This window comes from Pseudomonas rhodesiae (assembly GCF_013285305.1).
GTDB lineage: Bacteria > Pseudomonadota > Gammaproteobacteria > Pseudomonadales > Pseudomonadaceae > Aquipseudomonas > Aquipseudomonas rhodesiae.
In genome coordinates, this window is record NZ_CP054205.1 from 456,747 (window position 1) to 472,106 (window position 15,360).

Below are 15,360 nucleotides of genomic sequence, written 5' to 3' on the forward strand. Positions count from 1 at the left end.
GATGGGGGAGGCGCCGGTGGTGTATCAGGTGCAGTAAATGTGGGAGGGGGCTTGCCCCCGATAGCATTGTCAAGTCGTGTGTCGGCTTATAACTGTCGCTACGGGTTTATTGGAAAAACAGGTCAGCTTTGTTCTGCGTCTGATAGTTTTCAGATGTCTGTGGTTGTGTTTAAAAAAAACGGGGTGGGGAATTCTGTCTCCCGCCCCGTCCTGATGGTATTAACCAGCGTCGTGATTAATCTGCTGGTCTGAATTTCTATAATAGTGTGTTTAAGGTTCTCCCGAAAAGCACACTTACTGCCATAAGAGTGCGCAGTTCGGGAGTTTTTATACTTCCTCTATTAATATGTCTTTAATGGTGTAATAACTTACGGAGTAGGATGGGTCGGTTATCGCGAATCTTGTTGTTGAGGATGCTGATCCATTTGCTATAAATGTGTATGTATCGCTTATTGCTGTTGAAAATGTTACTGACATGGTCGCGGATCTGTACGACCCAATTCGGAATGCGAGGTGACGGTAGTTACCGCCTTTGTAAGCATTGACGCTGATTCTATAGCGCTTTTCTGGGGAGGTATTGATGTCCTTATATATAACATCTCCATATATACCGCCAGTGGTAGCAATGGTCAGTTCTTTACTGCCAGTACTACCAATGATAGTCGCGGAAGATTGTCCGGAACCTCTTATCCAATCATTCATTCCGCTCTCAAAGTCCGTGTAGTCACCCGCCGAGCGCGTGCTGATTATGTAGGTGGTTGGCCGGAAGGGCACGGCTTTTGATCTATCTGTACTTCCATCAAACGTCACCGCACAACTAACCGTAATCTCCTGATTATTCGGCAACGCCGCCAACCAGGTGCGCAGCACCGTCTTATTCGCCAGGCCATTGTTGGCTTCGAGTGAGTTAATGTCATACGCGCTTAAAACTTCCAGAGGCGTGACGCCCGGAGCGCTGCAGGTGATCCATACCCGTTGCCCCGTGATACTCAACCGCCACTTGGCCAGGGCCGCGGTGGCGTTGCCGGTAAAGGTGTTGAGGTCCAGCGTGTCGCCATTGGCCTTAGCGTTGATCAATACCCGTGGCAGGTCCGATTCGCGGATCGTTTGCACCGTCAGCCGTTGTTCGAAGGAGTCCACCGGGCTGCCATTGATCATGGCGATATACATCAACTCGATGGTTTTACCCACGCTGGCGGCAAGGATCTGCTGGCTGATGGCAAAGTCCACACGACCGCCGGCCAAACCATTCTTAGCCGGGATATCGGCCTCGGAGCCATCGGGGAACAACCATTTCAACTGGATTACGTGTTCGCCGTTCATGCCGTCGTATTTCACCGTGACCGACGCGGTGTTTTCATAGTCCAGCGGGTAGATGGTCAGGGTCGCGCCCGGCCGGTTGTCAAATGCCGGGGCGGGCAAGGTGGAAGCCAGCGCCTGCACCGTGTGTTCGCGCACCCCGAACAGCACGGCCGAGTTTATGTCAGCGCTTTCGGACAAGGTGACCCAGAACTCAATGGTCAGCCGTGAGCCATCCTTGAGCAGGCGCAGTTTGCCCACCGGGGTCGGAGGGAAAATGCCGTGGGTGACGCCGTTCGCTGTCACCAGGTTGGCGGTGTAGGTGTGCTCTTTATAAATGCTGCCGTTGGCAAAAATACCTGTGTAGATCATCCACATCCGTTGGTTGGGGGCGATGAAACTCCACACCGGAATACGCGTGCGGGCGGTGTCGTTGAGTTCTGCCAGCACCAACAGCACCTTGTCGCCCACTCCGTCGATGGTCGGCGTGGGCAGCCCGGTCAGGGGCAGCAGTTCCAGGTCCAGCACATCGGACTCATAGGGGAAGCTGCCGCGCGTGAAGTGGTATTGCACGCTGATGCGATTGCCGCCCTCGCGGATGCCTTTGGCGATGATCTCGGACGGTATGGGCACCTCTACTTCGTGGGTGCTGGGGTTGCCTTGTGCACTCACGGCCACGCTGCCAGTGCCATCGGCGCTGATCCAGTCCACACGAATCTGATCGGTTGCCAGCATCGGCCGGAACTTCACCAGCACCGTGGCGCCTGACAGGGCTGCCAGGGGGTCGAGGCGATCGGGGAATTTCTGTGCTTCTTCAACTTCTGGCCGCTCCAACTGAACGCCGACGCCAACCGTCAGGTTCAGGGCTTCCGAACGCAGTACCACCCGGGGCGGGCCTTGGCGTTCCAGGCTGTAGGTGATATGCAAACTGCCGTTGTTGTTTTTGTCGAGAATGTCGCGGGTGACCGGATAGGGCAGTTCCCGGCCTGCGGTGGCGCCATTGATGTCCAGGGTACCGTTGGCGGAGCCGCCCAGGCCCGAGCCGATGCAAGACCAATGGAGCTTGTCGCCGGGCTGGGTACCGAGGTAAGTGAACGTGACCAGTACATCGCTGCCTGTAACGTCAGCGGGGTTGACGTTGTTGCCCACGGCACCTTGCAGGCGGGGCGCGGGCATGTCGGCCACGCGCTCGCCGATTTGGGCGCCCAGCATCAGGGAGCGCCGAGTCGCCAGGGCATTGCCGCCCAGGATATGAACGACACCGTCGTTGGTTTCGTAATAGATATCAATGTGACCCAGCCCATTGAACTGTTCCAGCTCGGCGGCGCGCACTGTGTAGGTGCCCCCCTGAGCGCCTGCCAGTTGATTTTGACGGTAGACAATGGCATTGCCGCCCCCCGACGGTACGTGGGTGATAAACAGCGTCTCCAGCCAGCCAGGGTCATGGGGTTCGTAAAACGGCAGGGTGACCGTGATGTCTTCACCTGCCGGAATCAACCCCAGCTCGATAGGGCTGACATCGGGGGCCGGCATCAAGACCTTGGTGCCCACCACGGTGATGGTAGTGCTGCCCGATTGCCCCAGCGACACGCCGGCGGCGGTTTGCCACTCGAACGATACCCGAAATGAGCCGCCAACCCATTGAGCGATGATGCTGGCATCCACCGGAATAAAGGTGAAACCGAGGTTCTTGTCGGTAACCGGCTGCAGCACAATTGTCTGGGTGGTGCCGTCTTCGAGCATCCCGAGCAACGTCACAATGATCTGATGCCTGGGGAGGGGGGACGGAAACTGTTTGTCTGTAAGGGCGATCACTTCGAAGGTTGAGCCACTCTGGGTATCGAAGTCGATCTGCCTGGATTCGAGCTCTTCGCCGTCCACCAGGAAAATCGGCGGCCCCAACAGCGAAGGGTCCAATTCGGCGTCCAGGAAATAAGGTTTGGAATACTGATATTTTTCCCCGGAAAAATTTTCCACCACATCATGCACACGAAACCGAAGGGTCACTTTCCCAAGTTGCCCTCCCTTATCAATGATCGATTTGGGCACAAAGACCCGAATCGGTCCTGACCCGGCCGCCTCAGCCGGGCTCACGGTATGCTGCACAAACTCGCCATCCCAGGACAGCTCGATGACATCGTTCTGGCGGATGTGTTCGTACAGATCAATCAGGCACCAAAGGCCGCCCACAACATCGCCTGCGCCAATATTCGATCCTTCGGGGAAGCCTTCTACGCGCATGACCAGGCCGGTATGCCACGGAATGCCGGGGTCTTTGTCCACACCACCGGGGCGGTCGGTCTTGATCAAAAGGGTTCGCACAGGAGAGGTGCTTTCATTGCCACTGCCTATGCGAATCACTCGACCATAACTGGACACCTCACCTTCAGGAATAAATTCGGAGGGGATGGCCAGGTACTGTTGGGGATTTGCCACATTCCACACGTAATCTTCGGCAACGGGAAAAGTCAGGTCTTCAAGATAAAAAGCAAAATAGTCGAGAAAGTTGGGATTCAGCCATGTTTCAAACACGAACAGCGCATAAGGTCGTACATGGCGGATACCCAGACCGTAGGCCGCATTCTCAGGGTGGGCGGCGAGCTGGAGGTCGACCCAGGGGAAGGCCGAATATGGGTGATCCAGGTCTTCAATTCGTCGCGGTTCAGGGCGTTCCAGGCTGGGTGATTGATAGGGCACTGGAAGCGACGCGGCGGGTAGACCGCCCGAGATCGAATTGTTCTCGGGGTCAAGAGGGGTGTCGGACATGATGAATCTCCTGGCTGGGAGCGCGCTCAGGACTGGCGCGTTGAGCAAGGAGAATCAAACCCCCATCCGGGTGGGGTGGGTAACTGTCAGAATTGACAGTGGCGACGAATGGCAGCCGTTGGCGTCCCGTTGATGTGATTCAGCAACATCACACTTTCCCTTAAAAATTTTTTCACGCTGCGGGTGGGTGCAACGCCGGTGGTGTATCAGGTGCAGTAAATGTGGGAGGGGGCTTGTTGTGGTGAGCTTGCCCTGCGCTGGGCTGCGAAGCGGCCCTAAAACCTGGCAACAGCTCTGGCCTGGCACACCGCAGTGTCTGTAGAGAGGGCCGCTCCGCGCCCCAGCGCGGGGCAAGCCCGCTCACCACAAAAACCGCATTTTTTCAGGTTGCTAATAAGGTTTACACCAGACGCTCGCCAGCCACGCCTCCAGGTCGTGATACGACCCGTAGCGCGGCCCGTTCCAGCCTTCCTGGTTGTCACTGCGGATGGGGGAGGCGCCGGTGGTGTATCAGGTGCAGTAAATGTGGGAGGGGGCTTGCCCCCGATATCGGTGTATCAGTATCAGATGTGCTGACTGACCCACAGTCATCGGGGGCAAGCCCCCTCCCACATTGGTATGTATTGCCAAGCTATTGGTGAGGTTTGCGCCAGACGCTGGCCAGCCACGGCTGTTGTTCGCGAGGCAATCCGGCAGGGCGGTAGTAATGCTCCAGCTCCACGAACCCTGCGCTGGTCAGCAACGTCTGCCACGCCTCCAGGTCGTGATACGACCCGTAGCGCGGCCCGTTCCAGCCTTCCTGGTTGTCACCGCGCGGGTTGGAGCTGAACAGCACGCCCCCCGGTTTCAGCGCGGCATGCAGTTGCTTGAGTACCCGGGGCAATTCCTGTTTGGGGATATGAAACAGCACCGCATTGGCGAAGATGCCGTCGAAGCGCGCAGCGGGTAGTTGCAGCTTGAGGAAGTCTTGTTGCAGCACTTCGCAGCCGCTGTCCTCGCGCGCCATCTGCGCGAAACGCTCGGAGCCGTCGAGCCCTACGGCGATGTGGCCCAGGCGCGTAAAAGTCTGTAGATCGCGGCCAGGCCCGCAGCCAAAATCCAACACGGTAAACGGCGGCGCACCCTGGATATGCCGCAGCAAGGCGTCGATGTTCTGGCTCACATCGTGGTCGCGGGTGCCTTCGCGAAAGTCCTCGGCCACCTTGTTGTAGTGGCCGAGGGTGGTGGAGGTGATCTGGTCGAGGTCGTCGGGTTTGAGGGTCATGGCGAGCGATACCGGGCACTGAAAGGTCCCGACTATACCTCACCGTTTGTTCAGCACCCGCGCCAGGCGATCGCCGCTCACCTGAATCAGCACCACCAACGCCACCAGCAGCACGATCACCGTGAGCATGATCTGCGTATCGAAACGCTGGTAACCGTAGCGGTAGGCAATGTCCCCCAACCCACCGGCACCGATTGCGCCGGCCATGGCCGAGGAGTTGATCATGGTCACCAGGGTGATGGTGAAACCGCCGACAATCCCCGGCAACGCTTCGGGCAACAGCACATGCCAAATGATGTGCCAGCGCCGGCAGCCCATGGCCTGGGCGGCTTCGATCAGGCCGTGGTCGACTTCGCGCAGGCTCACCTCGGCGATCCGGGCAAAGAACGGCGTGGCAGCGATGGTCAACGGCACCACTGCGGCCCACACGCCGTAGGTGGTGCCGACGATCAGCCGAGTGAACGGGATCAGCGCCACCATCAGGATCAAAAACGGAATCGAGCGGAACAGATTGACGAACGCCCCCAGCGCCCGGTTCAACGCCGGCGCCTGGAAGATGCCGCCCTTGTCGCTGGTCACCAGGAACACCGCCAGCGGGATGCCCACCAGCAACGCGATCAACGATGACACGCCGACCATCAGCAGGGTGTCGAGGGCGCCCTGTACTAAACGATCAAACCACATAACCCAGCACCTCCACCTGTTGTGCAAAGCGCCCGGCGCGTTGGCGCAAGGCGTCGGCGCCGTGGGCCGAACCACTCACCGCCAGCAGCAATTGCCCCAGGGCGTGGCCTTGGATGCGCTCCACTCCGCCATGCAGCAAACGCACGCGCCCGCCCAGTGCGCTGAATAGCGCGGCCAGGTCCGGCTCGTCGGCGGCGCTGCCGGTGAACTGCACGCGCAGTACCACCGCCGCCTCGGCAGAGGCTGGCTGGTCCTGCAAGCGCGCTTGCAGCTCCGGCGGCAAACCTTGTTGCAGCGGTGCCAGCAGGGTTTTGCTGACCTCATGCTGCGGATCGCCGAACACCTGCCACACCGGGCCTTGCTCGACGATGCGTCCATGCTCCAGCACTACCACGCGGTCGCAGATTTCGCGGATCACCGCCATCTCATGGGTGATCAGTACGATAGTCAGGCCCAGGCGCCGGTTGATCTCGCGCAGCAGGCCAAGGATCGACTGGGTGGTTTCCGGGTCGAGGGCCGAGGTGGCCTCGTCGCACAGCAGGATTTGCGGGTCGTGCACCAGCGCGCGGGCGATGCCCACCCGTTGTTTCTGCCCGCCGGAGAGCTGCGCCGGGTAAGCCTGATGCTTGTCCTTGAGCCCCACCAATTCCAGCAGCTCGCGCACCTTCTGCTCGCGCTGCAGCTTGGCCACGCCGGCTACCTTGAGCGGCAGCTCGACGTTCTGCCATACGGTCTTGGCCGACATCAGGTTGAAGTGCTGGAAGATCATGCCGATGCGCCGCCGCAGCGCCACCAGGTGGTCTTCGTCGAAGTCGCCGATGTCCACCTGATCGATCAGCACGCGCCCGCTGCTGGGTTGTTCAAGCCGGTTGATGGTGCGGATCAGTGATGACTTACCGGCGCCGCTGCGGCCGATAATGCCAAACACTTCACCACGCTGGATCGCCAGGTCGATGCCTTGCAGCGCATGCACGCTGCCGTCGTAGGTCTTACCCAGGTTGATAAAGCGCACATGGGCGCGGTTCAGGTGCGGATGCAGCTCGGTCTGCTCGGCGTCCCTGGGCGGTAAACCCAGGTCGCGCAAATGTGCGTGGGCGACGGTCATGTTCAGCCCTCCCAACCGACTTGGTAGAGCTTGCCGAGGGATTTATCCAGCGCGGCGCGCACCACCGGCGAGTGCTGGTAGATGTCGACGAACTTGATCACCCGTGGGTCGGTTTTGCTGTTGGGCTGAACCACAAACTGGATCACGTATTCGGGATGGTCGAGGCCGTCGAACAGCAGCGCCGACTCGGCATCGAAGGTCTTGGACAAGCGGATATAGGCCGGGTAGCCCTGCACCAGGTCCGCATCGTCATAGGCGCGTACCAGTTGCACGGCTTCCACTTGCAGGATCTTGATGTGTTTCGGGTTGGCGACGATGTCTTCTTCGGTGGCCTTGTAACCCACCCCCGGCTTGAGGGTGATCAAGCCCGCCTTGGCCAGCAATTGCAGGCCGCGACCGCTGTTGATCGGGTCGTTGGCAATCGCCACGCTGGCGCCTTGGGGCAGGTCGGCGAAGCTTTTATATTTTTTCGAATACAACCCAACGTTGTTGATGATGCCCGGCGCATACGGCACCAGGTCAAACCCGGCGGCGGCCTTGGCGTTTTCCAGGAACGGGATGTGCTGGAAGTAATTCACATCGATGTCGCCCGCCGCCAGGCTGACATTCGGTGCGATCCAGTCGGTGAACTCCACCAGCTCGACCTTCAAGCCTTGCTTGCCGGCTTCGGCCACGGCGGCCTCCAGCGGAATCGCAAAGGCTGCGGTGGTGCCGACTTTCAGCGGTGCGTCGGCGGCGAACACCGTCGAGCTGAACAGCCCGAAGGCCAGGGCCAGTGCTTTGACTGGGTTATTGATCAGTGTCTTTTTCATAGTGGTTTCCAGTCATCAGGGATCAGGGCAAACAAGGCAGTTGTACGGTGGGAGGTGCCCTCCCAGATCTTTTGATCAGGGGCGGTACGTAGAGCCGGTGTGTTGGTCGGGTAGGCGGGCGCTGGCGTGAAAGACTTTTTCACGCAGGGTGCCTTGCTCATATTCAGTCTTGTACGACCCGCGCCGCTGCAACTCCGGCACCACCAGGTCGATGAAGTCCACGTAGCTTTCCGGGGTCACGATGCGCGTGAGGTTGAAGCCATCCAGCCCGGTTTCGTTGATCCACGACTCCAGCTCATCGGCCACCTGTTGGGGCGAGCCCACCAGGGTGATGTAGCGCCCGCCCAGGGCGTGCTGGTCCAGCAATTTGCGGCGGGTCCAATCGTTGTTTTGCAGGGTTTTGGTGGCCGATTGAATGGCGTTGCTCTTCACGTACTGGATCGGTTCGTCGAGTTCGTACTGGGAAAAGTCGATGCCGGTGGAGGCCGAAAAGTGCGCCACGCCCGCTTCCGCGCTGGCGTAGCTCAGGTACTCGGCGTGTTTCTCCCAGGCCAGGGCTTCGGTGGCGCCGACGATCACATTGATGCCCATGAACACCTTGATGTCCTCGGGGTTGCGCCCGGCTTTGAGCGCGCTGGCGCGCACTTTGTCCACCTGCACCTTGGTCGCGGCTTTGTTCTGCCCGCTGATAAACACGCACTCGGCGTGTTGCCCGGCGAAGGCCAAGCCGCGCTCGGAACTGCCGGCCTGAAACAACACCGGTGTGCGTTGCGGTGACGGCTCGCACAGGTGATAACCCTCCACCTGATAGAACTCGCCGCGATGCTCGACCTTATGCACCTTGCCCGGTTGCGCGTAGACCCGTTGCTGCGGGTCGTTGAGCACTGCGTCGTCTTCCCAACTGCCCTCCCACAGTTTGTAGAGCACCTGCAGGTACTCATCGGCCTGGTCGTAGCGGCGGTCATGCTCGACTTGTTCGGTCAGGCCCATGGCCTTGGCGGCGCTGTCCAGGTAGCCGGTGACGATGTTCCAGCCCACTCGGCCTTCGCTCAGGTGATCGAGGGTGGACATGCGCCGGGCGAACAGATACGGCGGCTCGTAGGTGAGGTTAGCGGTGAGGCCGAACCCCAGATGGCGGGTGACCGCGGCCATGGCCGAGACCAGCAGCAACGGGTCGTTGACCGGCAGTTGAATCGACTCCTTGAGCGGCACCTCGACCGATTGCTGGTAAACGTCATACACGCCGACGATATCGGCGATGAACAAACCATCGAACAATCCGCGCTCCAGGGTCTGCGCGAGATCGGTCCAGTAGGCCAGGGTTTTGTACTGGGTCGAGGTGTCCCGAGGATGGGTCCACAGGCCGTGGTTGATGTGCCCGATGCAGTTCATGTTGAAGGCATTGAGCAGGATTTTCTTTTTGCTCATCAGATCGTCCCCCGCAATGGCGGGTTGGCGTCGTTGAGGTAGTAATTGCCCACCGCGTGATACTTCCAGCGCACCGGGTCGTGCAGGGTGTGTACGCGTGCGTTGCGCCAGTGCCGATCCAGGCCGTGTTCAGCCAGGGTCGCCTGGCTGCCGGCCAGCTCGAACAAAGTGCTGCCGGCGGCCAGGGAAATCTCGGTGCTCAAGGCGCGCGCTTCGGCCACCGCAATCGAGGCGGCCGCGACGTGTTCGGCGCTGCTGTCGGCCTGGGCGCGGTCGAGGTATTCGCCGGCGCGCTCCAACAAGGCTTCGGTGGCATGCAGACGCACGCTCAGGTGGCCGAAGCTTTTCAGGGTCAGCGGGTCTTCGCTGGCTTTGTCGCTGGTGGCGTCGATCCACGGCCGGGTTTTGGTGCGCACAAAGTGCAGCGCATCTTCAAAGGCGGCGCGGGCGATGCCGGTGTCGATGGCGGCATGGAGGATCTGCGCCAGCGGGCCCACGGTGGTCGGGCGCTCGAAGGCGCTCTGGAACGGCACCACGTCCTGCGCCGCGACCCACACATTATCGAACACCACCGAACCACTGCCGGTGGTGCGCTGGCCGAAGCCGCTCCAGTCGTCGATTACGTTCAGGCCCTGGCTGTCGCGGGGCACAAAGGCCAGTTGCTGCACGCCGTGTTCGTCCACCACCGAGGTGGGAATGCGTTGGGCGTAGAGCGCGCCGGTGGCGTAGAACTTGCGCCCGTTGATGCGAAAACCATCGCCGTCGCGGGTCAGCGCCGTCACGCGGTCGTGGGCGGTTTTAGTGCCCAGTTCCGCCAGTGCATTGCCAAAACGCTGGCCGGCGAGTACCTCGGCGTACAGGCGCTGCTGCTGGGCGGCGCTGCCATTTACGCGCAGCACCTCCAGGGCATAGAAATGGTTCTGCGGGATTTGGCCCAGGGAGGCATCGGCCTGGGCGATCAGCGCGATGACCTTGGCCAGGGTCACGTTGGACACGCCGGCACCGCCGAAGGCTTTGGGCACGCTGATACCCCACAGCCCGGAGCGCGAGAACGCATCCAGCTCAGGCCACGGCAGGCGGCGCTCGCGGTCGCGCTGGGCGCTGTCGCGACGAAAGTCTTCGGCCAGGTCGCTGGCCACCACAAGGGCATGTTCGTCGCTGGTGATCACCGCGACGTTGGTCGAGAAAGGCATAGAGGTCTCCAGACGTCCGCTCGGTTAAATCCAGGAGTGTCGAGCGGGCAAGGTGCCGTTGAGGCGATACGCGCCCACCGCGTGATACTTCCAGCGCACCGGATCGTGCAGGGTGTGCACGCGGGCGTTGCGCCAGTGGCGGTCGAGGTTGAATTCGGCGAGGGTGGCGCGGCTGCCGGCCAGTTCGAAGAGCTTTTCGCTGACCAGCAGCGATACTTCGGTGGTCAGCACCTTGGCCTCGGCCACGGCAATCGACGCGCGCGCCGCCGACTGCGCAGTGATCGGCGCGGCGCTGACCTGGTCGAGTACCTGGCCGGCCTTGCGCAGCAGGGCTTCGGCAGCGTGCAGTTCGATGGTCAGCTTGCCGATATCGGCGATCACGTACGGGTCATCACTGGCGCGTTCGACCTTGGCGTCGATCCACGGGCGCGAGCGCTCACGCACGAAGGCGATGGTGTCTTGCAGCGCACCGCGGGCAATGCCGGCGTCAATGGCGGCCTGGATCAATTGCGAGACCGCGCCCTGGATGTTCGGGCTTTGGCCGAGGCGCCAGTTGTCCACCACCAGGTCGGCGTCCACCGGGACGCGATCGAGCAACACGGTGCCGCTGGCGGTGGTGCGTTGGCCGAACCCGGACCAGTCATCCACGATGCGCAGCCCTTGGGTGCCACGGCGCACGAAGGCCATGACTTGTTTGCCGTCGTCGTTGAGCGCCTTGATCGCAACCCAATGGGCAAACAGTGCGCCGGTGGAGTAGAACTTCTGGCCGCTGACCACATAACCGTCGCCTTGGGCGGTGAGGCGCGCCTTGAGCTCCAGGGTGTTTTTAGTCCCGCGTTCAGGGCCGCCGTTGCCGATGCGCCAACCGTCGAGCACGCTCTGGAACAGCTGCTTTTTCTGGCGCTCGGTGGCAGTGCCCTGCAACAGATGCAGGATGCCGAAGTGGTTTTGCGGGATCTGCCCCAACGCGGGGTCGGCCGCGCTGATGATCGCGAACACCTCGGCCAGGGTGGCGAAGGACACCTGCGGGCCGCCGTACTCGCGGGGAATAGAAATGCTGCCCAGCCCACTGCGGGTGAACTGTTCGATTTGCGCCCAAGGCAGTTTGCGTTGCTGGTCGCGCGTGGCGGCTTGCAGGCGCGCGGCCTGGGCCAGCTCATGGGCGGCGTCGAGCGCCTCTGCGTCGTTGCGCAGCACCACGGCCGGCAACAGCAAAGGCGCGACGTCCAGCTGAGTGACTGGGGGTGTAAGAGCCAAGTTAGACATCAGCGCCGCTCCTTGGCTGCACGCAATGCCCTGGCGTTGCGCACCGGGGTAATTCTGACCATACCGACCTCGCATTCAATGAAATTAAAAACAAAAATTCAGAGATGTCCGGTGGTCCGGTGCATATACCCTAAGCTTGTTAAATATTTAAATAAACTAACTTATAGGAATATGCATAGAAGGCGATCAGCCCGGTTCGCACGGGGAGCCGAGCGTCTGGGGCGCTAGGGCGTCACGGCCCGGGTCGGCCGTGACGACGTCGACGCCGCGATGCGCACCGTGCGTGACGGCGCCCAGTGCGAGGTGTTACCAACGCGATCCAGAATGCAGTACGTCACCTCCAGCCGGCAGTCGTCGCCCGCCTCCGCGATCACCGTCGCCGGCACCCAAACCTGCACGGCCAGGCCGATGCCGCGGGCCTGGATCTTCGGCAGATCCATGCGCACATCGCCCCAGCGCAGGGTGATGGCGTCGCCGGTAGTCATGTTCAGGTAGGGCTCAATGGTCAGCGGCACACCACGGCGTACCTGGCGACTGTTGACGCCGTAGCGGCGAATGGTCTCGGGCAGGCCGACGGGGGCCAGGTTCTGGTTTTCGTCGCTGTACAGCGCCGGGGGCTGGCCGCCTGGGGCGTTGGTCTTGACGCGCACCTGGGTCACGGCCGAGCGCGCCGGGCCGTGGCCCACCTGCATAACCTGGTAATACACCTGCGCCAGGCCGTCTTGCACAAAGCTCTCCGGCACCCGCAGGTGCGTGGGCGTGCCGACCTTGCACGCCGTGATCCGCCGCGAGGCGGCAAAGCAACGGTTCCAGAACAATTCGATCAGGTCGCCTTCGTCCATGCCGAGGTACGGCGCAATGGCAACCTGCAACTGGGTGGCCGCCCGAGCGTTGATGCCATATCGGTTGGCCTGGGGCAGCGTTGGGGCGGTGAGCGTGGGCGTCATAAGTCATCTCCTTGATGCAGCCAGCAGCAATCGTTCCGGCCCCTTGGCGCGGGTGCGCAGGGGGGCTGAAAGGCACGATTCAGTGAATAGCCGGGATAGGATCCAATCCTCTGAGGCCTAGATAAGAGGGTTGGCCAAGGAGCGTCAATGGCGGCAAAAGGCTAAACGGCGGGTTTGCGGATATTCAGAAGGGTCTGACTGGGAGGGGGATTTCAGGCGGCGCGAGGCAGGGCGTTTTATGCGGTTCGATGGGGCGTTGCTGTAGGAACGCGGGGTATGGCGAGGGCGCAGGCACCCTCGCCACAAACAGGCAGGCTCAGTGAGCGAGAAACTTGCTCAGGAACTGCCGTGTGCGTTCTTCCTTGGGGTTGGCGAACAACGCCTTGGCTTCGCCTTGCTCCACGATCACGCCCTTGTCGAAGAAGATCACGCGGTTGGCCACATCCCGGGCAAAGCTCATTTCGTGGGTGACGATGACCATGGTGCGCTTCTCTTCGGCCAGGCTACGGATGGTCGCCAGTACTTCGCCGACCAGCTCCGGGTCCAGCGCCGAGGTGGGTTCGTCGAACAGAATCACCTCCGGCTCCATGGCCAGCGCACGGGCAATCGCCACGCGCTGTTGCTGGCCGCCGGACAGGCGCCGTGGGTAGGCGTCTTCTTTGCCCGCCAACCCGACCCGAGCCAGCAGCTTGCGGCCCAGAGCCACCGCAGCCTCATGGGGCATCTTTTTGACCACGGTCGGGCCTTCGATGACGTTTTCCAGCGCGGTGCGGTGCGGGAACAGGTTGAAGCTCTGGAACACAAAACCCACATGTTGGCGCAGACGACGTATCAGGCCTTGCTGTTGGTTGATTGGGCGGCTGCCGTCGATCTCGATATCGCCCACCTTGATGCGTCCGCTGGTGGGCGTTTCGAGAAAGTTGAGGCAGCGCAGGAAGGTGGTTTTGCCGGAACCGCTGGGGCCGATGATGGCGATGACTTCGCCTTCCTTGACCTCCAGGTCGATGCCGGCGAGCACCACCTGACCGTTGAATTGTTTGGTCAGTTTTTCAACCACGATCATGCTTCAAGACTCCAGGTCATGCCGGTTGACCCGGTCTTCCAGGCGATTCTGAAAATGCGCCAGGATGCTGGCCAGGATCCAATAGATCAGCGCAGCGCTGAGGTACATGGTGAAAATTTCGAAGGTGCGCGCCGACACCAATTGCGCCTGGCGAAACAGCTCGGGGACCTGAATGGTGGCGGCCAGCGCCGTGTCCTTGACCAGCGAAATAAAACTGTTGCCCAACGGTGGCAGCGCTGTGCGCATGGCCTGCGGCAGGATGGCCCGGCGCAGGGTTTGCGCGCGGGTCATGCCGATACTGGCCGCTGCTTCCCACTGGCCGCGCTCGATTGAGCCGATGGCGGCACGCAGGATTTCACAGGCGTAAGCGGCCATGTTCAGCGAGAAGCCGATCAATGCCGCCGGAATCGGGTCCAGCTCGATGCCTACTTGTGGCAAGCCGTAGTAGATCAAAAACAGCTGCACCAGCAACGGCGTGCCGCGAAAGAACGACACATAGATCCGAGCAATCCCACGCACCGGCAAGAAGCGCGACAAGCGCATCAAGGCTAGGCCAAAGCCCAGCAGCAAACCGAAGAACATGCCGCCCAGGCTGAGGATCACCGTGTAGTACGCGCCCTTGAGCAGAAAGGGCGCGGAATCCAGTGCGAGTTGGAAACTTGCTTCCATTATTGAGTGACGTCAGCGTTGAAGTACTTCTCGGACAGCTTCTTCAAGGTGCCGTCGGCGCGCAGTTTGTCGAGGGCCTTGTTCACGGCGTCCAGCAGTTCAGGCTCGCCCTTGCGCAAGGCAATACCCGATTCCTGGCGCGAGAATGCTTCGCCGGCAGCGGCGGTGTCCTTAGCCTTCTTGGCATATTCCAGCGCGGCCAGGCGGTCGATCAGGATCGCGTCGATGCGGCCGATACGCAGGTCCTGGAACTTGGTCGGGTCGTCGTTATAAGTCTTGATGATGGCTTTGGGCTGGTTGTCCTTGAGCCATTGTTCGTAGTTGGTGCCCAGGCCCACGCCGACTTTCTTGCCGGCCAGGTCATCGGCGGTCTTGATGCTGTCCACATTCTTTTTCAGAACCAGCGCCTGAATCCCGGAAACGGTGTAGGGCTTGGAAAAATCGTACTTTTTCTTGCGCTCTTCAGAGATGGTGACCTGGTTGACCACCGCGTCCAGGCGTTTGGATTCCAGCGCGGCGAGGATGCCGTCCCATGGTGTGGCTTGCAGCTTGACCTTCACGCCCAGCTCTTTGGCCAGGGCTTCGGACAGCTCCACCTCGAAGCCACTGAGCTTGCCGCTTTCATCTTGGAAGCTGAAGGGTGGATAGGTACCTTCCAGGCCGATTTTGATCTCGCCGGCCTTCTTGATATTGGCCAATTGTTCGCCGGCCACAGCCTGACCCAACCAACCGGCACCGAGTGCCAGACCCAGCGTGCCAACCAGTAACGTGCGACGGAATGCAGAAATAGACATGAAGAGCCCCTGTGTTTTTTATGGTGAGCGAAGCAGGTGACGCAGTAGGCGTATCCTGCCTTAAAGCGCG

The 15,360-nt window shown here is 60.9% G+C and carries 11 protein-coding genes and 2 pseudogenes; all 13 read right to left on the minus strand.

The features are described from left to right. Positions 1-327 precede the first annotated feature (327 nt). Positions 328-4,065, minus strand: a complete 3,738-nt coding sequence (locus HRH33_RS02025) for a YncE family protein (RefSeq protein ID WP_173603352.1) — start codon at positions 4,063-4,065, stop codon at positions 328-330. Positions 4,066-4,479: 414 nt separating this feature from the next. Further along, positions 4,480-4,551, minus strand: a pseudogene (locus HRH33_RS26575) (SAM-dependent methyltransferase); the annotation flags it as partial. A 145-nt stretch (positions 4,552-4,696) separates the two neighbouring features. After that, on the minus strand, positions 4,697-5,329 hold the full coding sequence (locus HRH33_RS02030; protein WP_034095334.1) for a class I SAM-dependent methyltransferase: 633 nt from the start codon (positions 5,327-5,329) through the stop codon (positions 4,697-4,699). A 39-nt stretch (positions 5,330-5,368) separates the two neighbouring features. Further along, positions 5,369-6,013, minus strand: a complete 645-nt coding sequence (locus HRH33_RS02035; RefSeq protein ID WP_034136471.1) for a methionine ABC transporter permease — start codon at positions 6,011-6,013, stop codon at positions 5,369-5,371. After that, entirely contained in the window at positions 6,003-7,118 is a 1,116-nt protein-coding gene (locus HRH33_RS02040) for a methionine ABC transporter ATP-binding protein (RefSeq protein WP_167418178.1), read from the minus strand. Before HRH33_RS02040 ends, HRH33_RS02035 begins: the two co-directional genes overlap by 11 nt. Positions 7,119-7,120: 2 nt before the next feature. Beyond that, complete coding sequence (locus tag HRH33_RS02045) at positions 7,121-7,930, minus strand: MetQ/NlpA family ABC transporter substrate-binding protein (RefSeq protein WP_034095337.1); 810 nt, start codon at positions 7,928-7,930, stop codon at positions 7,121-7,123. Between the two features lie 75 nt (positions 7,931-8,005). Beyond that, the gene (locus tag HRH33_RS02050; RefSeq protein ID WP_167418177.1) at positions 8,006-9,358 is read right to left on the minus strand and encodes an LLM class flavin-dependent oxidoreductase; all 1,353 of its coding nucleotides are present in this window, start codon (positions 9,356-9,358) and stop codon (positions 8,006-8,008) included. After that, on the minus strand, positions 9,358-10,551 hold the full coding sequence (locus HRH33_RS02055; RefSeq protein WP_167418176.1) for an SfnB family sulfur acquisition oxidoreductase: 1,194 nt from the start codon (positions 10,549-10,551) through the stop codon (positions 9,358-9,360). Before HRH33_RS02055 ends, HRH33_RS02050 begins: the two co-directional genes overlap by 1 nt. A 24-nt stretch (positions 10,552-10,575) precedes the next feature. After that, positions 10,576-11,817, minus strand: a complete 1,242-nt coding sequence (locus HRH33_RS02060) for an SfnB family sulfur acquisition oxidoreductase (protein WP_167418175.1) — start codon at positions 11,815-11,817, stop codon at positions 10,576-10,578. A 186-nt stretch (positions 11,818-12,003) separates the two neighbouring features. Next, positions 12,004-12,764, minus strand: a pseudogene (locus HRH33_RS02065) (hypothetical protein). A 316-nt stretch (positions 12,765-13,080) separates the two neighbouring features. Continuing rightward, positions 13,081-13,827, minus strand: a complete 747-nt coding sequence (tcyN, locus tag HRH33_RS02070; protein WP_034136477.1) for an L-cystine ABC transporter ATP-binding protein TcyN — start codon at positions 13,825-13,827, stop codon at positions 13,081-13,083. A gap of 3 nt (positions 13,828-13,830) precedes the next feature. Continuing rightward, positions 13,831-14,496, minus strand: coding sequence for a cystine ABC transporter permease (gene tcyL, locus HRH33_RS02075; protein WP_034111309.1), 666 nt, complete (start codon positions 14,494-14,496; stop codon positions 13,831-13,833). Next, complete coding sequence (tcyJ, locus tag HRH33_RS02080; protein ID WP_034095344.1) at positions 14,496-15,290, minus strand: cystine ABC transporter substrate-binding protein; 795 nt, start codon at positions 15,288-15,290, stop codon at positions 14,496-14,498. The genes tcyL and tcyJ overlap by 1 nt, the downstream gene beginning before the upstream one ends. Positions 15,291-15,360: the final 70 nt, after the last annotated feature.

Excerpts from the sequence above, each read along its gene's own strand:
- HRH33_RS02025 (WP_173603352.1), bottom strand. The coding sequence starts at position 4,065 with ATGTCCGACACCCCTCTTGACCCCGAGAACAATTCGATCTCGGGCGGT.
- HRH33_RS02030 (WP_034095334.1), bottom strand. The coding sequence starts at position 5,329 with ATGACCCTCAAACCCGACGACCTCGACCAGATCACCTCCACCACCCTC.
- HRH33_RS02035 (WP_034136471.1), bottom strand. The coding sequence starts at position 6,013 with ATGTGGTTTGATCGTTTAGTACAGGGCGCCCTCGACACCCTGCTGATG.
- HRH33_RS02040 (WP_167418178.1), bottom strand. The coding sequence starts at position 7,118 with ATGACCGTCGCCCACGCACATTTGCGCGACCTGGGTTTACCGCCCAGG.
- HRH33_RS02045 (WP_034095337.1), bottom strand. The coding sequence starts at position 7,930 with ATGAAAAAGACACTGATCAATAACCCAGTCAAAGCACTGGCCCTGGCC.
- HRH33_RS02050 (WP_167418177.1), bottom strand. The coding sequence starts at position 9,358 with ATGAGCAAAAAGAAAATCCTGCTCAATGCCTTCAACATGAACTGCATC.
- HRH33_RS02055 (WP_167418176.1), bottom strand. The coding sequence starts at position 10,551 with ATGCCTTTCTCGACCAACGTCGCGGTGATCACCAGCGACGAACATGCC.
- HRH33_RS02060 (WP_167418175.1), bottom strand. The coding sequence starts at position 11,817 with ATGTCTAACTTGGCTCTTACACCCCCAGTCACTCAGCTGGACGTCGCG.
- tcyN (WP_034136477.1), bottom strand. The coding sequence starts at position 13,827 with ATGATCGTGGTTGAAAAACTGACCAAACAATTCAACGGTCAGGTGGTG.
- tcyL (WP_034111309.1), bottom strand. The coding sequence starts at position 14,496 with ATGGAAGCAAGTTTCCAACTCGCACTGGATTCCGCGCCCTTTCTGCTC.
- tcyJ (WP_034095344.1), bottom strand. The coding sequence starts at position 15,290 with ATGTCTATTTCTGCATTCCGTCGCACGTTACTGGTTGGCACGCTGGGT.